The following is a 20,374-nucleotide window of genomic DNA, read 5'->3' on the forward strand; positions in this document are numbered from 1 at the left end:
TCCATGGGGCCGCCGGCATCGACCGTTGCGCCGCAAAGCCACCCTCCGCGGTCGAGCCGGCGGCCTTCCCCTCCAAACCCGATTTCATGAGGCCATTCGATGAAAACGATCTCGAACCGCTTTGCCATGATCGCGGCAGTATTCAGCTTCGTTGCTCTCGTCGCCCTGCAGGCCAGCGCGCAGGAGAACCGCGTTACCTTCCCCGAGGACTTCGACAGGTATGTCCGCTATGGCATCTACGATCGAGGCTCGTCCGGCGAAGAGGCGTTCGCACTGCCCGACACGATCGCTATTTCGAAGAACGGTCTGCCGCTGCCGAACGGCACGACGCTGGTGCTGCGCATCCTCAAGAATGGCGAGCTGACGTCCTACTTCGTCATGCAGAAGGGTGAAGGGTGGGGCCTCGATTTCGACGAGGGGATCCAGTCACTGGCGCCGCCGTTGCCAGCCTGACGATCGGTGGTTCCTGCCTCGGGTCGCCCACGGCAGAGGCGCTCTGCCCATGAGGGGAAAGCGTGACGAATGCGGCCGCCCCAAGCATCGCAAGCAGTACGCCCCCACCACGATAGCGGGTCTTCTCTTCATGCCCATCTCGGTCTTCCAAGAAAAAACAGATTGCATTCGAACGCTATACCTCCGCGACGCCTTTACGCTCGGCGCTGTCGGCTGAGCCCATTCGGGCGAGCAAGCGATCACACAGAATGAACAGGATGTTCGTCGTCGTCAGACCGGCAATCCGTTCTGCTTCCGCAGACTCTTGTCGAACGCCGATTCAGGAACGAAACGGCGCAGGAGACGGACCTGTCGGGCCATCTTTCCTGCCGCGTAGCGCAACTTCGGAACGATCGTGGTCGCCGCTTCGACAACCGTCCTGGCGACGACTTCCGGCGGGTCGCCAGCTTCTATCGCTTTCTTCATAACCGCATTGATGCCGGCTCGCGCGGTGTCATAGATGGCAAGCAGTCGGTCTGGCTTGGCCTGGTTTTCTTCAAATGCCGTCCTTGTGTAGGCGGGTTCGACCAACGCAACGCGAATGCCAAAGGTGCGAAGCTCGTGGTCGAGCGATTCGGAGTAGCCTTCGATGGCATGCTTGGTGGACGCATAAACGGCGGAATAGGGCGCCGGGATCAGGCCCAGCATCGAACTCACATTGACGATCCTGCCTTTCCCCTGATGGCGCATGGTCGGCAGCACCGCCCTGGTCATGCGTAGGACGCCGAAGACATTCACATCGAACAGCGCCTGCGCCTGAAGCGTCGAGGACTCCTCCGCGGCGCCGAGCAGGCCCATGCCGGCATTGTTGACGAGCAGGTCGATGCGGCCGGCGTCGGCCAGCACCCGCTCGACCAGTTTCGCTACCGATTCATCGTCGGTAACGTCACAAACGAGCATGGTAATGCCGTCGGCCTTCTCCGCCGTGGCGCGACGGCTGGTCCCGAACACGCGAAAGCCCGCGTCCCGTAGAGCTCTGGCGGTGGCAAGACCGATGCCGGAGGATGCGCCGGTCACCAGGGCGACGCCTAGATTGGTCGTTTTCATGAGGATCAGTTTCCTTTGCTGTCTTAAAGTGGAGCTTGGAGGAGCAGCGCTGCGACAGGAGTGACGTGCTGCCTCCGCGGCGCCCTTACGCGCCGATCTGTCGGCCGAGTCCCATTCGGGCGAGCAAGCGATCACGCAGGATGAATTGATGGTAGAGAGCTGCGCCAATGTGCATCGCGAGAAGCACGAGCATGAGGCGCGGCATGAGACCGTGCATATCGACGATCTTTACTCTTCAGAGGCATGGGCGTTCCTTTCGTGCCGACGTGCGCCAGTCCGGCTATTCCCCGTCGTTAAGACCGCGCGCTCGAGGTCTTTTGGTAGGGCGAAGAGGAAGCTTCCCGGGCCCATGCCACGATCCGTTCCGCGATCGCCTCGGGGGCCTCGATGTGCAGGAAATGGCCGACGTCGGGAATGACCTCCATCGCGTGCGGGGCGGCGAACCGATGTCGGTCGTCGACTCGCGGAGGGAGGATGCAATCGTCGTCGGCACCATGAAGGTGCAGCAGGGGTACCGTGATCGGCTGGGACATGCGGCGCGTTGCCCCCAGCATGCCGGGGCGCATCATCGCCCGGTAGTACTTTAGCGGCGCGGGCATGCTCGCCCGCAGGTGCTCGTGTAGCTCTTCCTTGAGGGCCGGATCGAGCGAGAGGCCGGGCGACCATTGACGCCAGAGGCGGTCGATGAGGGCGAGATCGCGGGCGGTGGCTATCCAGCCGCTTCCCGGCAGTTGAAAGAGCCCCATGTACCAGCTCCGGCGTAGCTGAGCGGGGCGCGTCAGCTGTCTCATGAACGTGAGTGGATGAGGGATTGCGAGCGTGACCGCGCGTTCGATCCGCTCCGGCGCGGTAACGCAGGTGTCATATGTGATCAGCGCGCCCCAGTCGTGGCCGATCAACTCCACGGGTCGCCCCGGAGACCAGCGGTCGATCAGGGCGACCACGTCGCCGGTGAGGGCTGCGAAGTCGAACGGCCCCGCAGTCGGGGACGGCGCGTAACCGCGAAGCCAGGGTGCTAGGACATGACGTCCACGGCGGCCGAGCTCGGCAAGGAATGGCTTGGCGGTCGGCGGGTGGTCTGGGAAGCCGTGCAGGACCACCGTCGGTTGACCGTCGGGGTCACCACCCTGCAGCGCGTGAAAGGTGCCGTGTGGCAGGTCGAAGGTGACGTGTTCGAAATTCATCGGTGTCAGGCTTTTTTCGAGAGTGGTCGGACGAGAATGTTGGTGTTGGTTTTGGCGCCCCGCGCGGCAGCGGTGGAATAGTCAGAGCCAGCGGCGAACCTCGGCCTTGTAGCGCCGGTAGTCGTCGCCGAACTTCGTTTCGAGATAGCGCTCCTCGCGGGCGATCACCTGCGTCTGGATCGCGATCAGCACCAACGGAAGCAAGGCGAAGGCGATCGGCCCGTCGAGGCCGATCGCGAGGCCGGCATAGATGAGCGCCATTCCGAGATACATGGGATTGCGGGTCCACCGGTACGGACCGGTCGTTGCGATAGCGGTCGTTGGCTGCGACAGCCGAACGTTGGTGCCCAGCCGCCGGAACTGCCCTGCCGCCGCAAGCATCACCGCCGCCCCAGCAACGAACAGCGGCGCACCAGTTGCGACCAGCAACCACCAGTCGATGCCGAAAGAGCGGAAGGTGACGAACCACTCCGCCGCCAGCCCCAACAGCAGCGCTCCCAGATAGATGAACGGCGGAGGGAAGCGCTCACCCACGCTGTCTTTTTCGGCAGCCATGCTCATCCCCATCTGTGCTGTCAAACCAGCATCGACTGCTGCGCAGAGATACCCGCCAGCGCGCCCTGCGATACTGCCGTGGTGACCGAGGGCATGGCCGGGTTGGCGAGGTCGCCCGCAGCATAGACGCCGGGCACGCTGGTTTCGCGGCGCTCGTCTACCTTGAGGGCGATGCCGGTGGGCGTATTGACCGTGGCGAGACCCAGCGATTCATGCAGGCTGGTGGACGGCTTGTTGCGCGGATGGGCGAACAGGATGTCGACTTCGACATTGGGGGCGGTATCAAGCTTTACGGTGGCGCTATGGTCCCCATGGCGGGCGATCTCGGTGATCCGGCCATCGACGAGAGGTATGTTGCGGCGCGCCAGATCGGCCCGGATATCGGGGGCAATGTCGTGACCATCGGCGAAGACCGTCAACGTGTCCGTCCAGTCGTGGAACAGCCTGACCTGATTGTGGGATTGCGGGCCGGACCAGACGAGACCCCAGTGCTGGCCGGCGACCTCAAAGCCGTCGCAATATGGGCAGGGCACGATGGATGTGCCCCAGCTTTCGGCAAAGCCCGGAACATCGGGCATCTGGTCGGTTACGCCATAGCTCAGGATCAGGCGGCGCGCCCGAAGGCTTTCGCCATCGTCAGTGACGACGGAGAAATCGTCGATGGCGCCGGAGACGCTTTCGGCCCGGGCCTTGATCAGCCTGATCGTGGGATAGCGCGCCAGCTGCTGCCGGGCCTCGGCCAGGATGTCCAGCGGTGGCTTGTGATCGTGGCCGAGCAGGCCATGCGAGTGGCCTGCGAAGCGATTGCGCGGCAGGCCGGTATCGAGAACGGTGACCTTGCGGCGGGCACGGCCGAGCTGCAGGGCGGCGGCGAGGCCGGCAAAGCTGCCGCCGATGATGATGACGTCATCCATGATGATGGACTCCACGTTGCGGATTGAGGGGGTTGGGTTGGGCCTGCCGTTCGGCCTTCAGGTGCGTGGGGACGTCTGCAGGAACAGGTCGAGCAGTGCCAGCAGCGTCTCGGGAGCGTCCTCGGTCGGGAAGTGGCCAGCGCCCGGGATCTCAACGACAGGTGCGTCGGGGTAGCTGAGCTTGAACGCCGGGATCACATACTGGGGCAGCAGTGCGGTGTCGCGCATCCCGACCGCCAGCATTGCTGGCAGGCCTCGCAGCGCGGCGACAGCTTCCATGGGCGGCGGACCGGGCGGCGGGTCCTTAGGGCCCTCCAGGACCTGCCGGGGGAACGCGATGACACCGCGGGACTGCGCCGGGGTTGGGAAGGGGCTGGAGTACGCCCGAATCCAGGTCGGCGTGACGATCTCCGGTCGGGCGACATGTTGCAGGTCGATCATCAGTTGGGCGATGGTGTGACCCGCGTGTCCGAGGATTTGCTCGAACGAACCGTCCGCGAGCGCCGACTGTGCCCACTGGAACCACCGGCTCTCGGCGCCATTCGCCCTCATCAAATCTTCGATGCCCGCGGCGAGAGGCAGCACGGTGTTCACCGCGAAGATCCGGGAGATCCGGCTAGGGTTGCTTAGTGCGAACCCGGTACCGATGGGGCCGCCCCAGTCACGCACCACCAGGGTGATGTCCGTGAGGTCGAGCGTGTCCACGAGCAACGATTCGAGGTTCAGGATGTGTTCGCTCGCGTCGTATGTGCGATCCTGGGGTGTCTCGCTCTTGCCGAAGCCCATGTGGTCGGGAACGACCACCCGATGGTGACGTGACAGCGGCCCGATTAAGTGGCGCCACTCGTAGCCCCAGGTGGGCTCACCGTGCAGCATGACAATCGTCTGACCGCCCCGCTCAGGGCCTTCGTCGACATAGTGCTGACGGAAGCCGGCAGCCTCGTTGAAACGGGCGGGATACGGCCACGTGCCGTCGAACGTCTCGTCAGCTGCAATCATGACTTTTCGTGCCTTCGGTATGGTTTGTCTGTGCGGACCCCGGTCGTGAGGTCCCGCGAGCTGTCAGAAATGGGCCCTGTTGGCTTGCACATTTTAGACACTGCGTGGTATCGTAATTACGCATGACTTACGATACTGTCAAGGACTATAATTGTCGTGACCGAAAATAGCCAGAGCCGGCGCGGCCGGCCCGCCAACGAGGCGCTTGGCCAAACGATCGTCGACGCCGCGTACGAGCTCTTTGTGGAATTGGGTTTTCAAGCGACGACACTGGACAAGGTGGTTCAGCGAGCGAAGATCTCAAAGCTCAGCATCTATCGGCATTTTGAGAACAAGGAGGCGCTGTTCAGCGCCGCTATGGTGGCGCGCTGTCATCAGTCTGCATCGCTGGCCCTTTTTGAAGGCGCCGACGGTTCGGCCGAAGATCAGCTCATGGCGGCGGGATCATCCCTGCTTCGCACGCTGCTCAGCCCGGACGTCCGCAGTGTCGAAGCCATGATCATGGCCGACAACACCAACCAAAAGTCGCTGAGCAAGCTCCACTACGAAGCCGGCACCGCGCATGTCATCGCCCAAATAGAGGCTTTGCTGCGTCAGTTGCACGCGAAAGGGGCCCTGAATGTGCCCGACCCGCGCCAATCCGCCCGGCTGTTTGCCGCGCTTTTCAAAGGATCCGACCTTCTGATTGTCGCACGCTTCGATGATGCGAGAGCAGAGAACGACACCGAAATCGAATCTTACTGCCGGTCGGCCGTCGCCATGTTCATCGCGGGGCACGGTGGCAACGACCACGCGGGCAGGAAGCCGACCATGAGCCGTCAAACGTTAGAGTCTTGATTTCAAAGGGCGGCCGGGATGTGGCTTGAGCGCTCACGGCGAATACGTTCGTGGAGGGCGCTCATGAGCACGAAATACAGCGCGCCGGTTGGGGCATAAGGCACAGCCCGGCAATCCTCGGCTAGCGGACTTGCTGCCCGCACACCTTGCCGCCGAAGAGAACAGACATGAGCATTCCAGTTTGGGCACTGCTGGCGTTCGCGATGTGAACGCTCGCGATCTGAATGCTCGTGGTGGGCGTGTATCGGTGGTTTCTCATTCTGGGCGGGAAGGCCGAGTTGAATAGCTTCCCGGGCGATGAGCTGCACGGTTCGCCGTTGCCCCGGCGCGCCATGCGCGCCCACCTCAATTGCGTCGAGAACCTGCCAGTGTTCGCCGCGATCGTGCTCGCCACAGAGGCATCTGGTCTTCACTCAGCCATGCTTGACGTATTGTCGGTAGGGGTCGTCGCCGCCCGCGTCGTGCAGACGAGCGCGCATCTCGCTTCCGGCTCCAACGCGGCCATTGCCGTGCGCTCCACCTTCTTTACAGTTCAACTCGTCGCATTCGTGGGGATGGCGGCACTCGTTGTGTTTCACGCGGCCACGCGATGAAACGGAGGAGCCATACAAGCTTGCTGGCAGCGTAACGATCTCGATCTGCGATGTGGGACGAATTCCGCTGTGGGCATCGACCTACCGGGCGTTCACGGAGCACGCCCTGGAGGAAGTCGGGTGAGGCCCGCTGCAATGACGATGTCGTCTTTCATGATGTTTGGCCCCTCGTTGTGAATCGAGGGTACCATCCACTGGCTTGCATTTCAAATACTACGTGGTACCGTAATGCAGGGATTAGGAATTGTCGTGACCAGAAAAAGCCAAGCCCGACGCGGCCGACCCGCCAACGAGGCGCTTAGCCAAACGATTGTCGACGCCGCGGGCGAACTCTTTGCGGAACTGGGTTTTCAAGCGACGACATTGGACATGGTCGCCCAGCGAGCGAAGGTATCCAAGCTCAGCATCTACAGGCACTTCGAGAACAAGGAGGCGCTGTTCGGCGCGGCCTTTACAGCCCGCTGCCAGCAGTTTGTACCACTAGCCCTTTTTGAAGGTGTCGACGGTTCGGCCGAAGATCAGCTCATGGCTGTGGGATCATCCCTGCTTCGCACGCTGCTCAGCCCGGACGTCCGCAACGTCGAAGCCATGGTCACGGCCGACACGCCGAATCAAAAGTCATTGAGCAAGGTCCATTATGAAGCCGGCCCCGCCCATATCATCGCCCAAATCGAGGCCCTGTTGCGTGAGTTGCACGCGAAGGCGCTTCTGAACGTGCCCGATCCTCTGCGGTCGGCCCGCTTGTTTGCAGCGCTTTTCAAAGGATCCGATCTCCTGCTTATCGCACGCTTCGATGAGGCGAGAGCAGAGGACGACAACGAAATCGAATCCTACTGCCGGTCGGCCGTCGCCATGTTCATCGCCGCGCACGGTGGCAACGACCGCGCGGGCGGATAGCCTAGCCCTCAGAACCGGCTCGCAAAGCGAGGGACCGCTTTGGGCCAGAAGCGGTCGTTTCCCCGTCGTAGGCGGCCGCGTGGCGAGCTCAACTTTTCTCAAGCGCGACAGCGAGCAACCGAGCCGCTACGACGACAACGGATACTCGCGCGCGTCAAACACGTGATGGTGCACGGTACCGGTGAACATCTTGAGCAGGTCGCCGGTGACGGCGCGGCTCTGAAAGCGCACATCGGACTCGAGCGCCTTCTTGCAGGTCGCGAGATCGGGATAGCGGATGGAGAGGACCATGGCATAGGTCGGCGCGCCCTCGTCCCGTTCGACACCGTCAAGCACGCGGACTTCCTCGGCGCCCGGGAACTTTGTCCAGAGCGGCACGAGCCGCTCCTTCACGAAGCTGCGGAATGCGCCCTCCATGCCATCGTGGATTTTGCCTTCGAACAGTGCGTAGCGGATAATCATGGTCTGGCCTCTGGGGGGTCAAAAAACGTGCCGGCAGCAAACGCGCCGCCGGCACCAGTTGGGAGAGAGCTATTTGCCCCAGATCGCCTTGTAGGCGTCACGGTAGCCGTTATCGGGGTCGAACGTGTTCTTGGGTCCGCCATCGAACTCGACATTGTCGCTCGTGACGACGTGGAGCGGCGAAACGTAGCCGGACCACTGCTCGCCAGCGAAGGCGCGGTTGAGCTCATCGACGAGCTGCCAGCCCTGAAGATTGAGCGGCTCGGCGACCGTCACTTTCTGGTATTGCCCGGCGCGAATGCGCTGGTAGGCAGATTCCGAACCGTCGCCCGCCGCGACATTGATCGGCGCGTCGGTGCCGCCCTTGCCCGCGGCGGCAAGCGAGGGCCCCATGAAGTCGAAATAGAGATCGTTGATGGCCAGCGAGTGCGTCCACGCATCGCCGTATTTCTGCAGCAGCGAGGTCGTCAACTGCGGCATGCGCTGGCTGGTTTCGGCAATCGGGGTGTCGACATATTCGAGCACCGTGCCACCCAGCGCCTCGATCTCGGCCTTCATCCAATCGGCCTTGGCGATGGCGATTGCATAGGTGGAGTCGGTGAAGATGATGACGCCCGGCTTGCCCTTGGCATCGACATAGGCGTAGTCGGCCGCCGCCTTGGAGACCTGCTGCGGATCAGTGGTGACGTTGGCAAAGACGCCGACATCGGCGACGGGGCCGACGGCGGGAGCTGCATGCCAGGAGACCATCGGGATGCCGGCGGCCTTGGCCGCTTCCATCGCCGGGCCCTGCTCGACCGCGTCGAAGCCGTTGATGATGATACCGGCCGGATTGAGCGCCATGGCCTGGCCGAAGGCCGCCGTGCGGCCATTGATCGAACCGGCGCCGTCCAGGACCTTGACCTCCCAGCCGATCGCCGCGGCAGCTTCCTGCACACCGGTGGTCACGCCTAGAATGCCGCCGTTCTTGAGATCGCCGGCGAGCACGACGATGACCTTGCCCTCGGCGGCCTTGGGGCCGGTGGTCGGGCCGTCCCAGGTTTTGGCCGGGCTGGCATATTTGTCGACCACGGCCTGAGCGTCGGCCATGGGGTCGGCGAAGGCAGCGCCAGTCATCAACAGGATGGCCGAGGCGGCGGACGCGTAAAGGAGTCCTCTACGAAGCATGCTTTCCTCCCTTTGGATAAGCGGTTTACGACAGGTGGCGGTCTACTTGCCGTCGCCTGTGGTTGGTTTGGGCGCCGGAGCGACGGCGCCGCGTTTGCGCTGCGCGTAGCCGGCGATACCGATGGCGACGAGCAGGGTGACCCCATTGAACAGCGGCTCAACGAAGAACGAGCCACCGAACTGCTGGATGCCTGATATGCCCACGGCGAGGATGATCACCCCGACCATGGTGCCCCAGACATTCACGCGGCCGGGCTTGATGGTGGTCGAGCCGAGAAAGGCGCCGACCAGCGCCGGCAGCAGATATTCGAGCCCGACGCTCGCCTGGCCGATACGGAGTTTTGAGGCGAGCAGCACACCGGTGAGTGCCGCCAGCAGGCCGGACGAGACGAAGGCGCCGATGACGAACTTGCGCACCGGGATGCCGTTGAGCGCGGCCGCCTTGGGGCTGGCACCGATGGCATAGACATAGCGGCCGACTGGCGTGTACTCGAGCACCAGCCACATGAAGATGGCGATGGCCAGGACGTAATAGCCGGTGATCGGCAGGCCGAAGACCATGGTGCCGTTGAGTGCGTAAAAGCCATCCGGCAGCACGCCGACGACCTGGCGCCCACCGGTATGCCAGAGCGCGATCGAATAGAGCACGGTGCCGGTGCCAAGCGTGGCAATGAAGCTGTCGATCCGCGCCACTTCCACCAGCCAGCCGTTGAGGAAGCCCGTGATCCCGCCCAAGGCGAGAACGATCAACACGACCAGCGGCCAGGGCAGCCCGAAGATGGTCTGGAGGCTGATGGCGAGGATGTGCCAGAGCACGATGCCGTAGCCCACAGTCAAATCGATGCGGCCGGCAGCCATCGGGATCATCGCGGCCAGCGACAGCAGCGCAATGATCGCCTTGTCGGAGGTGATCGAACGGAGGTTCAGAAGCGTCGGGAACGTCGCCGGCAACATCACCGAGAAGACGACGATCAAGAGCACCGTGAGGATCACGAGACCATAGACCGGCACCAGCCGCCCAAGCTTCTGGACCCGGCCAAGCCCGGCCATTTCGCTCTTGGTGGGCTCGAGCGCGCTCGATTCAATCCCGGCCATCGTTCTCTCCTGTTCTAAGCGGCTTCGGACGCGGAGGCGGCGTGGATCACGGCCGCATTGGTGAGCGCGTCGCCCGCCAGTTCCTTGACGATCACCCCGCGCGAAAACACCAGCGTGCGGTGGCAGATATGGGCGACTTCCTCGAAGTCCGTGCTGACCACGATGACGGCCAACCCCTCCTCCAGCGCCGAGGCGATGAGCCGGTAAATCTCGGCCTTGGCACCGACATCGACGCCGGCGGTCGGGTCTTCGGCAATCAGCAGCGTGCGGTTGGTGGCCAGCCAGCGGCCGACGACGACCTTCTGCTGGTTGCCACCAGACAGCGCCTCGATGGCAAGGTCCTGATCGTTGGGCCGGAGCCCGACACGCTCGCCTATGGCATGGGCCGACGCGGCCTCGCGGCGCGGCGAGAGGACTGAAAACAGCGAACGGCCCGAGGCCGAGGGATTGAGGAACGTATTCTCGCGCAGGCTCAGCGCCATCGCGACGGATTCCTCGGTGCGATCACGGGCGATGAGCCCGATCCCCGACTGCATGGCCGCCTGCGGGTTGCTGAGATCGGGCGGCGCGTCGTTGAGCAAGACGGTGCCGCCGAACGGCTCGGCGCCGAACAGGGCACGACCGACATTCTCCTGGCCGGCGCCACGCAATCCGACGAGGCCAAGCAACTCGCCCTGCCGCAGTTCGAACGTCACCGGTCCGGCGCCGGCGCAAACGAGATCACGAACCTCGAGCACGGTCTTGCCCGGCTTCAGGTGGGCCTTCTTGAACATTTGCGCCGCCGGACGCCCTACGATCATCTGCACGAGCTGGTCCGGCGTGGTATCGCTCACCGCCTGCTGTCCGACCAGCCGCCCATCCCGCAGGACCGCTACGCGGTCGGCAATGCGGAAGATCTCGTCCAGGCGGTGCGACACATAGATGATCCCAACACCGCGCGACTTGAGCGGACGCAGCGCTTCGAACAGCCGCTCGACCTCGTCGGCGGGCAGGCTCGCCGTGGGTTCGTCGAGCACCAGCACGTCGGCCTCGACAGCCAAGGCGCGCGCAATGGCGACGAGAGATTTCTCTGTTCGCGTCAAATTCTGCACGCGGGTGGTCGGATCGAAGTCGATACCGACCAGCCTCAGTGCCTCAAGACTCCGCGCCTCCGTCTGCCGCCAGTCGATAAGCCCGCCTCGCCGCGAAAAGCCTTGTGCCAGACCGACATTCTCGGCGACCGTCATCCACTCGATAAGCCCTAGATCCTGATGGATGAAGGCGACCGATTGGCGCGTATTGGGACGCGGCGGACGATGCGCATAGGGGGAACCACGGAACAATATCTCGCCCGACGTCGGCTTGAAGATGCCGGCAAGAGTCTTGATGAGCGTCGACTTTCCTGCGCCGTTCTCGCCGAGCAGGGCCAGGATCTCGCCGGCCTTGAGGTCGAACGAGACGTCCCGCAAGGCGTGCGTGCCGCCGAAGCGTTTGGAGATATTGCGGAACTCGATGAGCGTCTCATCCAACACGACAATCCCCTCCCCGAGATTTCACTGCTGTCAAACTGTTATCGATAACATATGGGGTGGTGTCAAGTGGCAATGAGGCCATCGCCACTTCCAACGATCGAAGGGCTAAGCGCTGAAGCCGTCGAGCAACCGCATCATCTCTGCCGAATCCTTGGGCCCCAGGCCCGCAGCGCAGAGCAGCCGGTGAATCTCGACCACCTGCCCGGTCATCGGCAACGGCGTTTTGGTCTTGAGCGCGAAGGCCTGCAGTGAGTCGAGGTCCTTGAGCATGTTGTCGATGCGTCCGGTCGGCGAGAAGTCGCGCCGCGCGAACTTACCCATGAACTCCTGCAGGATGCGCGAGTCCGCCCGACCACCGGCCAACGCTGCGGGAACGAGTTGCGGATCGACGCCGCCCGCCTCGGCCAGTTTCACCGCTTCGGCCACCGCCTGGAAGGCCACCGCGCAGAACAGCTGATTGATCAGCTTGGTCGTCTGCCCAGCGCCGCTCGGTCCCATCAATGTGTAGTTGGCGCAAAGATGCTGCATCACGTCGCGGGCCCGCTCAAAATCCGCCACATCGCCGCCCGCCATCACAGTCAGCTTGCCGGCGAGCGCCCCAGGTACACCGCCCGAAAGTGGACAATCGACCCAGGCCATGCCCGTCTCGTCGTGCAGCCTCACTGCCATTTCCGCGGTGTCCTTGGGGTCGATCGAGGACATGTCGATGAGGAGCTTGTCAGCGCTTGCGCCTTCCGCAACGCCGCCCGCTCCGAACACGACGGAGCGCACGATGCTCGCATGATTGAGGCTCAGGATGATAAACCGGCTACGTCGCGCCGCGTCCGCAACCGAAGCTGCCGCAGTGGCGCCTATCGCCACCAGCGCCGCGACTTTCACCGGATCGAGATCGTAGATCGTGACCGCATTTCCGGTCTCGATCAGCCGCGTCGCGATCGCGCTGCCCATGATTCCGGCGCCGATAACGGCAACGTCCTGCCCCATTGCATCGCTCACGACTCGTCTCCTCCTGATGGGCGCAGCCATTGGGCCGCCGAATTCACAATATGATCGAGTACCGCCGCGCCATCGACTGCAAGGACACCCGCCTCGCCGGTCGGCGGCTCCAGCGTCGCCAACTGACTATCGAGCAACGCCGCAGGCATGAAGTGTCCCTGCCTAAGGCGCATACGCCGCTCCAGTTCGTCGCGCGAAAGGTCGAGAAACACAAAGCGAATATCCTGGCCGGCCGCTGCCCTGAGACGGTCACGATACACACGCTTCAGCGCCGAACACGAGGCGACCGCACCGTTCGTATCTGAGGCGATTGCGCGGCCGATCTCGTCAAGCCACGGCCAGCGATCGGCATCCCCCAGCGCAATACCCGCCGACATCTTCGCAATGTTCGCCGCTGGATGCAGCTTGTCGCCCTCGATGAAGGGGACCCCCAGTCGTTCGGCCAAAGCCGCGCCGACACTGGTCTTGCCGCAACCGCTGACGCCCATGACGATTACCGGACCCATCGCGCTCACAGCGAAACAGTAATGCCGCCATCGACGTAAAGCGTGTGGCCATTGACGAAGGACGACGCGTCGGACGCGAGAAACACCGCAGCGCCGACCAGCTCCTCGACATTGCCCCAGCGCCGCGCCGGCGTACGCTTTTCGAGCCAGGCCGAGAAGTCCGGATTGTCGACCAGCGCCTGGTTGAGCGGCGTCTTGAAATAGCCCGGCGCGATGGCATTGACCTGGATGCCGTGTTGCGCCCAATCGGTGCACATGCCGCGGGTGAGGTTCTTCACCGCCCCCTTGGTTGCCGTGTAGGGCGCGATGCCGGGCCGCGCTAACTCGCTCTGCACCGAGGCGACATTGATGATCTTGCCCCTACCCCGCGCGATCATGAATTTGGCCACCGCCTGCCCGACGTAAAACACACTCGAGACGTTGGTTTCGAAGAGCTGCCTCCATTTGTCGTGGGGAAAGTTCTCGAGCGGCGTCCGGAACTGCATACCGGCATTGTTAACGAGGATGTCGATGGGCCCGAGATCCCGTTCGATACCCGCGATACCCGCTTGCACCGAAACAGCGTCGGTCACGTCGAATATCGCCGTCTCGGCGTCATGCCCCGCCTCTGCCAACACCGCCACGGCGTCGGCGAGTCTGTCCGCGGTCCGTCCATTGAGAACGACGCTGGCGCCCTGCGTTGCAAGGCCTTTCGCCAAGGCAAGGCCGATGCCCTGGCTCGACCCAGTGATCAGAGCACGCCGCCCCGCCAAGCTGAACAACGACACTCCGCCCTCCTCATCTCAAGCCGGACTTGACATAATTGTTATCGATAACATATGCAAGTCCCAATCGCAGCGTTGGAGGATGACATGGCAGCGGAGCATGTGTTGATGATCGGGCCCTATCCCGAGTGGGATCTGGTGGACCTCGAGTCCCGCTACACCATCCACAAGCTGTGGGAGACGACGGACAAAGCCGCCTTCCTCGCCAAACACGCAGGCTCGATCCGCGCCATCGCCACCCGCGGCGAACTGGGAGCCAGCGCCGAGCTCATGGCGGGCCTGCCCAAACTCGAGATCGTCTCCTGCTATGGTGTGGGGACCGATGCAATCGACCTGGGGCATGCACGCGCCAACGGTATCCGCGTCACCAATACGCCCGACGTTCTGACTGAGGATGTCGCCGATATCGGGATCGGCCTGCTCCTCGCCGCTGCCCGAAAGATCCCGCAGGCCGAGGCCCATGTCCGCTCCGGCGCCTGGGCGCAGGGCAACATGCCGCTCGTTACCCGCGTCCACGGCAAGAAGCTCGGCATCGCCGGCATGGGCCGCGTTGGCGCCGCCGTAGCAAAGCGCGCCGCGGCTTTTGACTGCGAAATCTCCTATTTCGATATCAACCGCCGTGCCGATCTCCCCTACGGCTACGTGGACAGCCTCGTCACCCTCGCCCGGCAAAATGAATTCCTCATAGTCACCATGGCCGGCGGCGAGGGCACCAAGGCCATCGTCAATGCCGAGGTCCTCGCGGCGCTCGGTCCCGACGGCATTCTCCTCAACATCTCGCGCGGCTCCACCGTCGACGAGCCGGCACTGCTCGCGGCGTTGGAGAGCGGCGGCATCAAGGCTGCCGGTCTCGACGTGTTCTGGAACGAGCCGCGCATCGACCCTCGCTTCCTCGCCCTCGACAATGTCGTCTTGCAGCCTCATCACGCCAGCGGCACCATCGAGACCCGAAAGGCCATGGGCAAGCTGGTGCGCGACAACCTCGCCGCCCACTTCGCCGGACAATCGCTCCTGACCCCTGTGGTCTGAAAGGCACGCCATGAAAGCCGTCGTCATCCATGCCGCCAAGGACCTGCGCGTCGAAGACCGCGTCGCCGGTGAAATCGGCCCCGGGCAGGTTGGCATCGCCATCGCCGCCGGCGGGATCTGCGGGTCCGACCTGCATTACTTTCAACACGGTGGCTTCGGCGCGATCCGTCTGCGCGAGCCGATGGTGCTCGGTCATGAAGTCTCCGGCACGGTCACCGCATTGGGCGCTGGCGTCACCACCGTTGCCGTTGGCGACCGGGTTGCCGTGTCCCCATCGCTGCCCTGCAACGCCTGCGAGTACTGCCTCAAGGGGCAGCAGAACCAGTGCCTCGAGATGCGCTTTTACGGCAGTGCCATGCGCTTTCCGCATGTGCAGGGCGCCTTCCGCCAGCAGCTGGTCGCCGAAGCATCGCAATGCCACAAGCTGGCGGACGACACCTCCTTCGCAGAGGGCGCATTTGCCGAGCCATTTGCGGTGACGCTCCACGCGGTCAATCGCGCCGGCTCGCTGCTGGGCAAGCGCGTGCTGGTGACCGGCAGCGGCCCCATCGGCGCCCTCTGCGTGCTTGCCGCCCGCGCTCACGGGGCCCGCGAAATCGTGGCGACGGACGTCGTGGACGCCCCCCTCGCCTATGCCCGCGCGGTCGGCGCCGATCAGACCATCAACGTCGCGACCGAGCCGGAACGCCTCGCCGCCTTCGGCGCCAATAAGGGCAGTTTCGATGTGATGTTCGAAGCCTCCGGGAATGCCGCGGCATTGGCAGCTGGCCTCGGAATCCTGCGGCCACGCAGCGTGCTGATCCAGCTCGGGCTCGGCGGCGACATGGCTGTCCCCCAAAACGTGGTGGTGGCCAAGGAAATCGAGATACGCGGTTCCTTCCGGTTCCACGAGGAATTCGCCCTCGCAGTCGACCTGATCAACCGCCGCCACGCCGACGTCCGGCCGCTGCTAAGCTCAACCTATCCGATCGAGGATGCGCTCGCCGCCTTCGAGGCGGCCGGCGACCGCTCACGGTCGATGAAGGTGCAGCTCAGCTTCGCCTAGGATCAACGAACGCGAAGACACAGCCTGGTAACTATTCGTTAGGCCTCATCCGGAATACTGTTATCGATAACAGATTGGGAGGTTGGCCGTGCTGCGTGCCTTGCTGCGTCCGTTCGACCGAATGAGGCTGACAACCCGTGTCACGCTGTTGAGCGTCGTGGGTATTGCGGGCTCGGTAGCCGGCGTCGGCATCGCCCTCTATCTCAACCTCGCAGCCGGCATCGCCGAGATCGTCGTCGAGCAACAGGGCAACGACGTTCGGGCGACGGCCAACATCGTCCGCGAGGTTCTCAAGAACTACGGAACACAGGTTCAGTGGGACGACGACGGTGCCATCCGCGCCGTTTCGATGTGGGTTATTCCAGAGTTCCCGGACACCTCATTGGCCGACACCCTCAGCCAGGTCATAGGCTCGCGGGTGGCCATCCTCAGACAGGATCCGGTGTCTGGCGGCTTCGTTGTCGCCACGACGAATATTGTCGACGCGGCCGGCGACCGGCTTACTGACTGGGCGCTCGAGCCTGGAGCGCCAGGCTTCGACAACCTCCTTGCCGGAAAGGCGACCGGTCTCGATGTGAATATCGGCGGAACTCCGTACTCGGCCCGCTACCTGCCAATCGTCGATGCAAAAGGCACTGTGCTGGGCACTCTGCTCGTCGCGCAAAGCCAGCTCAAGACGGGCAGGTTGCTGCAAGGTACGCTCCTCCTGATCGGGATCACCTCGGCGTTGGGATTGCTGATCTTTGGGATGCTGGCATCCCTGGTATCGCGCCGCCTGTTACGTCCGGTTCCCGCACTTTCGACGGTGATGTCGCGCATCGTCGGCGGTGAATTGCAGCTCGAAGTACCGCATCGCGCGTCCCAGAACGAGATCGGCGATATCGCGAGATCGATCGAGGTATTCCGGGACAACGCCAGGCAAATCACCGAGCTCACCGACGCCGAACGGCGCGGCTCGGCAAGTCGCGCCGAGGAACGTGCCCGCACGATGCGAGAACTCCAGGAATCGTTCGGCGAAGTAATGGACGCCGCAAGTGCGGGTGATTTCGACCGCCGCGTCCGGACAGACTTCGCCAGCCCCGAACTCTGTTCCCTCGCCACGAGTGCGAACCTGTTGCTCGATACGGTGAAGCGTGGCCTCTCGGAGACCGGAGAAGTGCTGGCCGCGCTCGCGAAAGCAGATCTGACCAAACAGGTGACAGGTGACTATCAGGGCGCATTCCTGCAGCTTCGCGACAGCACGAACGCCGTGCGAACCACGCTCTCCGATATCCTCCTCCGCCTGCGGGACAATTCCGGCTCCCTGAAGGTCGCGACCAGCGAACTCGCCTCAGGTTCAGAGGACCTGGCCGGCCGCACCGAGAAGCAGTCGGCCATGGTGCAGGAAACGTCGTCCGCGGTAGGGCGCATATCGCTTGCAGTCACCGAAATGATCGACGAGGCGAAGCAGGCGAGCGCGAAATCGAGCGATGCCACCAGACTGGCAGCGAGCGGGGACGAGGCAATGTCCGAAGCGAACGCCGCCATGACACGCATCAGCGGTGCGTCCGAGAAGATCTCCAACATCATTGGGATGATCGACGATATCGCCTTCCAGACCAACCTGCTGGCGCTCAATGCGTCCGTCGAGGCCGCGCGGGCCGGCGATTCCGGTCGCGGTTTTGCTGTCGTCGCGTCGGAAGTGAGGCGCCTTGCCCAGATCGCCGCTGCGGCATCGCTCGACGTCAAAGTACTGGTGGAAAGCAGCAGCGCCGAAGTCGAGGTCGGATCGAGGATGGTCGCCGCCGCAGCTGAGCGGTTGAAGGCAATGCGGGAGGCCGTGGACGAGACCGGTCGCGTAATGCGGGTCATCACGTCCTCAAACGAGCGTTTGGCCTCGTCGTTCAGTCAGGTGACCAGCGCCGTCCGGTCACTCGACGAGTCGACCAACCACAATGCCGCTCTGGTCGAACAGACCAATGCTGCGATCGAGCAGACCCGGGCCCAAGCGACCGATATAGATCAGATCGTCAGTGTCTTCCGGCTCTCCGCGCTGGGATAGCTAGGCGCTCTCGCGCTCGACCACCCGGATGCGAGTGAGCACGATCCCGCCGGCCGCCGGATCGGTCTCGCCCTGGATCGCCTGCCGCAACCGGCCCGCTGCCTGCCGGCCGATATTGTAGCAATCGACGTCGACCGTGGTGATGCGCGGGTGGGAGCACGCGGCGACTTCGTAATTGCCGAAGCCGGCGATGGCGATATCGCTCGGCACTTTCATGCCGCGCCGTTGGCACTCCATCAGAGCACCGAACGCCGAGAGATCGGAGACGCAGATCACCACTTCCGTGTCGGGCCAGCGCTCGAGCATGCTGACCACCGCCTGGCCGCCCTGCTCCATCGAAATGGGCGGCACGCCGAAGGAGATCACCCGGTTCGAAGCCAGTCCGAGTTCGGTGAGCGCCCGCTGGAACCCGGCGCGCCGCTGGCTGCCACGCGTGTCCCGTTCCGTCGTGCCGCCGACGTAGCCGAACCGCTTGTAGCCTTTTTCGGCCAGCCGCCGCACGAGCAACGCCATCGCGTCAGCGTTGGAAAACCCGACCACCTGATCGATCGGGTCAGCCGGCACGTCCCAGGTCTCGACCACGGGGATGGCCGCATTGACCAGCATTTTGCGCGCCCGCGCCGTGTGCGAACCGCCGGTCAGGATGATGCCCTCCGGCCGCCGACGCAGCATGGCCTCGACGAGCTTTTCCTCCTGCTGCACCGAATAGTCGGTATAGCCGAGAATGAGCTGCAGGCCGGTCCCCTCCAACTCATCGGTGATGCCGCGCGCGGTATCGGAAAAGTTCGAATTGTTGATGGAGGGGATGATCGCAGCGACGAATCCGGTCTTCTTCGACGAGAGCCCGCCCGCCGACAGGTCCAGCACATAACCCAACTCTTCGATTGCCGAGAGTATGCGTTCGCGCGTCGCCTTGGAAACGACGCCATCATCCTTGAGCGCTCGCGAGACCGTCATGGTGGAGACGCCGGCATGCCGCGCGACATCGGCCATCGTCGGCTGCTGCGCCTCTTCCCGCTTGCCCGCAACATTCTTCGCCATCACTTCAATCCCGCTCTGAAATATCCGCCGCAATATGCGTCTGCTGAGAGCCTGATGCGGCAAGCGCTAGCAGACGGCCGGTCCCGCCCACGAGTGTCGATAACGACTTGTTCTGCTGATATCGATAACATAAATACACACACGCGCCAGAGTTTTTCGGCGAAGCGAGAAGGGAGGCTCTCATGTTCGGCGAGATCGAGGGAACCGGTTTCCAGGTGCTGGATCCGCGTTTCAACAGCTGTTTCGTCGGCCATGCCCGTGTCGAGCGGCTCTGGACGGGGGCACGCTGGTCCGAAGGTCCGGCCTGGTTCGCCGCTGGTCGCTATCTGGTTTGGTCCGACATCCCCAATAACCGCATGTTGCGGTGGGACGAAACCGACGGCTCGGTCTCGGTGTTCCGCCAGCCCTCAAACCACTCGAACGGCAACGCCACAGACCTCCAAGGGCGCCTCGTCACCTGCGAACACCTCACCCGTCGCGTTACGCGCACCGAGCACGACGGCACCGTCACAGTCATCGCCGACCGCTTCGCCGGCAAGCGCTTCAATTCACCTAACGACGTCGTGGTCAAATCCGACGGCTCGATCTGGTTCTCCGACCCCACTTACGGCATCGGCCATGACTACGAAGGCGACTATGGCGACGAGGAGATCGGCGGCTCGCATGTCTATCGCGTCGACCCCGCCACCGGCGGCGTCTCGCAAATGACCACCGATATAGAAAAGCCCAACGGTCTCGCCTTCTCCCCGGATGAAAAGGTCCTCTATGTTGCCGACACCGGCGCATCGCATCGTGCGGACGGTCCACGCCATATCCGCAAGTTCTGGGTCGCCGATGACGGGCAGCTTTCCGGTGGCGGGATCTTCGCCACTTGCACCGCCGGCCTGTTCGACGGCTTCCGCGTCGACACCAACGGGCGCCTGTGGACCAGCGCCGCCGACGGGGTCCATTGCTACGATCCCGACGGCACGCTCCTCGGCAAAATCCTGATCCCCGAATTGGTAGCCAACCTGACTTTTGGAGGGCCCAAACGCAACCGGCTACTGATCTGCGGAACCACGTCGCTCTATTCCGTCTTCGTTACAGCGAACGGTGTGTTGCGGATTTGAGGAGCGATCTCCAGGGACTGAGGCGTCCAGATAGCCGAGCCAGCGTCGCCGCAAATCAGCCTCGACTTCGGGTGTGTCGCCGAGCGTGTT

Annotated in this window: 21 protein-coding genes; 8 read left to right on the forward strand and 13 right to left on the reverse strand. The window is 63.5% G+C overall.

The genetic code is table 11. The annotated features are described in order from the left end of the window. Positions 1-99: 99 nt before the first annotated feature. Positions 100-453, forward strand: a complete 354-nt coding sequence (locus AC1DYL_RS07475) for a hypothetical protein (protein ID WP_477172645.1) — start codon at positions 100-102, stop codon at positions 451-453. A 270-nt stretch (positions 454-723) separates the two neighbouring features. Here AC1DYL_RS07475 and AC1DYL_RS07480 read toward each other — a convergent pair whose 3' ends face one another. The 5 genes from AC1DYL_RS07480 to AC1DYL_RS07500 all read right to left on the reverse strand — a co-directional run bounded on the left by AC1DYL_RS07480 (position 724) and on the right by AC1DYL_RS07500 (position 5,191). After that, positions 724-1,539 carry an oxidoreductase gene (locus AC1DYL_RS07480; protein WP_477172646.1) on the reverse strand — a complete coding sequence of 272 codons (816 nt, stop codon included), beginning with the start codon at positions 1,537-1,539 and terminating at the stop codon, positions 724-726. 293 nt (positions 1,540-1,832) lie between these two features. Next, positions 1,833-2,723, reverse strand: coding sequence for an alpha/beta fold hydrolase (locus AC1DYL_RS07485; RefSeq protein ID WP_477172647.1), 891 nt, complete (start codon positions 2,721-2,723; stop codon positions 1,833-1,835). Between the two features lie 81 nt (positions 2,724-2,804). Next, entirely contained in the window at positions 2,805-3,278 is a 474-nt protein-coding gene (locus AC1DYL_RS07490; RefSeq protein ID WP_477172648.1) for a methyltransferase family protein, read from the reverse strand. 20 nt (positions 3,279-3,298) lie between these two features. Further along, on the reverse strand, positions 3,299-4,192 hold the full coding sequence (locus AC1DYL_RS07495; protein WP_477172649.1) for an NAD(P)/FAD-dependent oxidoreductase: 894 nt from the start codon (positions 4,190-4,192) through the stop codon (positions 3,299-3,301). A gap of 57 nt (positions 4,193-4,249) precedes the next feature. Next, the gene (locus tag AC1DYL_RS07500) at positions 4,250-5,191 is read right to left on the reverse strand and encodes an alpha/beta fold hydrolase (protein WP_477172650.1); all 942 of its coding nucleotides are present in this window, start codon (positions 5,189-5,191) and stop codon (positions 4,250-4,252) included. A gap of 156 nt (positions 5,192-5,347) precedes the next feature. On the opposite strand from AC1DYL_RS07500, the gene AC1DYL_RS07505 reads away from it, so the two are divergent. The 3 genes from AC1DYL_RS07505 to AC1DYL_RS07515 all read left to right on the forward strand — a co-directional run bounded on the left by AC1DYL_RS07505 (position 5,348) and on the right by AC1DYL_RS07515 (position 7,518). Then, positions 5,348-6,028 (forward strand): TetR/AcrR family transcriptional regulator, encoded by a 681-nt coding sequence (locus AC1DYL_RS07505; protein ID WP_477172651.1) that lies wholly within the window; start codon positions 5,348-5,350, stop codon positions 6,026-6,028. A gap of 224 nt (positions 6,029-6,252) precedes the next feature. Continuing rightward, the gene (locus tag AC1DYL_RS07510) at positions 6,253-6,621 is read left to right on the forward strand and encodes an MAPEG family protein (protein WP_477172652.1); all 369 of its coding nucleotides are present in this window, start codon (positions 6,253-6,255) and stop codon (positions 6,619-6,621) included. A gap of 228 nt (positions 6,622-6,849) precedes the next feature. After that, positions 6,850-7,518: a TetR/AcrR family transcriptional regulator gene (locus AC1DYL_RS07515; protein ID WP_477172653.1), complete on the forward strand. Its 669-nt coding sequence runs from the start codon at positions 6,850-6,852 to the stop codon at positions 7,516-7,518. Positions 7,519-7,644: 126 nt separating this feature from the next. On the opposite strand, the gene AC1DYL_RS07520 is transcribed toward AC1DYL_RS07515, so the two are convergent. The 7 genes from AC1DYL_RS07520 to AC1DYL_RS07550 all read right to left on the reverse strand — a co-directional run bounded on the left by AC1DYL_RS07520 (position 7,645) and on the right by AC1DYL_RS07550 (position 14,022). Further along, on the reverse strand, positions 7,645-7,980 hold the full coding sequence (locus tag AC1DYL_RS07520) for a hypothetical protein (RefSeq protein ID WP_477172654.1): 336 nt from the start codon (positions 7,978-7,980) through the stop codon (positions 7,645-7,647). 69 nt (positions 7,981-8,049) lie between these two features. After that, positions 8,050-9,147 carry an ABC transporter substrate-binding protein gene (locus AC1DYL_RS07525; protein ID WP_477172655.1) on the reverse strand — a complete coding sequence of 366 codons (1,098 nt, stop codon included), beginning with the start codon at positions 9,145-9,147 and terminating at the stop codon, positions 8,050-8,052. A gap of 42 nt (positions 9,148-9,189) precedes the next feature. Next, positions 9,190-10,242 (reverse strand): ABC transporter permease, encoded by a 1,053-nt coding sequence (locus AC1DYL_RS07530; protein ID WP_477172656.1) that lies wholly within the window; start codon positions 10,240-10,242, stop codon positions 9,190-9,192. A 14-nt stretch (positions 10,243-10,256) separates the two neighbouring features. Next, positions 10,257-11,753, reverse strand: a complete 1,497-nt coding sequence (locus AC1DYL_RS07535) for a sugar ABC transporter ATP-binding protein (RefSeq protein ID WP_477172657.1) — start codon at positions 11,751-11,753, stop codon at positions 10,257-10,259. Positions 11,754-11,858: 105 nt separating this feature from the next. After that, positions 11,859-12,779 (reverse strand): NAD(P)-dependent oxidoreductase, encoded by a 921-nt coding sequence (locus AC1DYL_RS07540; protein WP_477172658.1) that lies wholly within the window; start codon positions 12,777-12,779, stop codon positions 11,859-11,861. After that, positions 12,746-13,255 carry a gluconokinase gene (locus tag AC1DYL_RS07545; protein ID WP_477172659.1) on the reverse strand — a complete coding sequence of 170 codons (510 nt, stop codon included), beginning with the start codon at positions 13,253-13,255 and terminating at the stop codon, positions 12,746-12,748. Before AC1DYL_RS07545 ends, AC1DYL_RS07540 begins: the two co-directional genes overlap by 34 nt. A 5-nt stretch (positions 13,256-13,260) precedes the next feature. Continuing rightward, positions 13,261-14,022 carry an SDR family oxidoreductase gene (locus AC1DYL_RS07550; RefSeq protein ID WP_477172660.1) on the reverse strand — a complete coding sequence of 254 codons (762 nt, stop codon included), beginning with the start codon at positions 14,020-14,022 and terminating at the stop codon, positions 13,261-13,263. A gap of 84 nt (positions 14,023-14,106) precedes the next feature. Here AC1DYL_RS07550 and AC1DYL_RS07555 point away from each other — a divergent pair, with 84 nt between their 5' ends. The 3 genes from AC1DYL_RS07555 to AC1DYL_RS07565 all read left to right on the forward strand — a co-directional run bounded on the left by AC1DYL_RS07555 (position 14,107) and on the right by AC1DYL_RS07565 (position 18,134). Beyond that, entirely contained in the window at positions 14,107-15,048 is a 942-nt protein-coding gene (locus AC1DYL_RS07555; RefSeq protein ID WP_477172661.1) for a 2-hydroxyacid dehydrogenase, read from the forward strand. 10 nt (positions 15,049-15,058) lie between these two features. After that, entirely contained in the window at positions 15,059-16,093 is a 1,035-nt protein-coding gene (locus AC1DYL_RS07560) for an L-idonate 5-dehydrogenase (protein ID WP_477172662.1), read from the forward strand. 88 nt (positions 16,094-16,181) lie between these two features. Continuing rightward, entirely contained in the window at positions 16,182-18,134 is a 1,953-nt protein-coding gene (locus AC1DYL_RS07565; protein ID WP_477172663.1) for a methyl-accepting chemotaxis protein, read from the forward strand. Here the strand turns inward: AC1DYL_RS07565 and AC1DYL_RS07570 are convergent, their stop codons facing one another. Continuing rightward, a complete protein-coding gene (locus AC1DYL_RS07570) occupies positions 18,135-19,175 on the reverse strand; it encodes a LacI family DNA-binding transcriptional regulator (protein ID WP_477172664.1) in 1,041 nt (346 codons plus the stop codon). 182 nt (positions 19,176-19,357) lie between these two features. Between AC1DYL_RS07570 and AC1DYL_RS07575 the strand changes: the two genes are divergently transcribed. Beyond that, entirely contained in the window at positions 19,358-20,284 is a 927-nt protein-coding gene (locus AC1DYL_RS07575; RefSeq protein ID WP_477172665.1) for an SMP-30/gluconolactonase/LRE family protein, read from the forward strand. Positions 20,285-20,374 lie beyond the last annotated feature (90 nt).

Source organism: Devosia sp. P1_H9 (assembly GCF_056405135.1).

Coding starts and splice junctions, on each gene's coding strand:
- AC1DYL_RS07515 (WP_477172653.1), top strand. CDS start 6,850: ATGCAGGGATTAGGAATTGTCGTGACCAGAAAAAGCCAAGCCCGACGC.
- AC1DYL_RS07475 (WP_477172645.1), top strand. CDS start 100: ATGAAAACGATCTCGAACCGCTTTGCCATGATCGCGGCAGTATTCAGC.
- AC1DYL_RS07555 (WP_477172661.1), top strand. CDS start 14,107: ATGGCAGCGGAGCATGTGTTGATGATCGGGCCCTATCCCGAGTGGGAT.
- AC1DYL_RS07495 (WP_477172649.1), bottom strand. CDS start 4,192: ATGGATGACGTCATCATCATCGGCGGCAGCTTTGCCGGCCTCGCCGCC.
- AC1DYL_RS07500 (WP_477172650.1), bottom strand. CDS start 5,191: ATGATTGCAGCTGACGAGACGTTCGACGGCACGTGGCCGTATCCCGCC.
- AC1DYL_RS07530 (WP_477172656.1), bottom strand. CDS start 10,242: ATGGCCGGGATTGAATCGAGCGCGCTCGAGCCCACCAAGAGCGAAATG.
- AC1DYL_RS07480 (WP_477172646.1), bottom strand. CDS start 1,539: ATGAAAACGACCAATCTAGGCGTCGCCCTGGTGACCGGCGCATCCTCC.
- AC1DYL_RS07510 (WP_477172652.1), top strand. CDS start 6,253: ATGCTCGTGGTGGGCGTGTATCGGTGGTTTCTCATTCTGGGCGGGAAG.
- AC1DYL_RS07485 (WP_477172647.1), bottom strand. CDS start 2,723: ATGAATTTCGAACACGTCACCTTCGACCTGCCACACGGCACCTTTCAC.
- AC1DYL_RS07575 (WP_477172665.1), top strand. CDS start 19,358: ATGTTCGGCGAGATCGAGGGAACCGGTTTCCAGGTGCTGGATCCGCGT.
- AC1DYL_RS07560 (WP_477172662.1), top strand. CDS start 15,059: ATGAAAGCCGTCGTCATCCATGCCGCCAAGGACCTGCGCGTCGAAGAC.
- AC1DYL_RS07520 (WP_477172654.1), bottom strand. CDS start 7,980: ATGATTATCCGCTACGCACTGTTCGAAGGCAAAATCCACGATGGCATG.
- AC1DYL_RS07490 (WP_477172648.1), bottom strand. CDS start 3,278: ATGGCTGCCGAAAAAGACAGCGTGGGTGAGCGCTTCCCTCCGCCGTTC.
- AC1DYL_RS07545 (WP_477172659.1), bottom strand. CDS start 13,255: ATGGGTCCGGTAATCGTCATGGGCGTCAGCGGTTGCGGCAAGACCAGT.
- AC1DYL_RS07525 (WP_477172655.1), bottom strand. CDS start 9,147: ATGCTTCGTAGAGGACTCCTTTACGCGTCCGCCGCCTCGGCCATCCTG.
- AC1DYL_RS07540 (WP_477172658.1), bottom strand. CDS start 12,779: ATGGCTGCGCCCATCAGGAGGAGACGAGTCGTGAGCGATGCAATGGGG.
- AC1DYL_RS07570 (WP_477172664.1), bottom strand. CDS start 19,175: ATGGCGAAGAATGTTGCGGGCAAGCGGGAAGAGGCGCAGCAGCCGACG.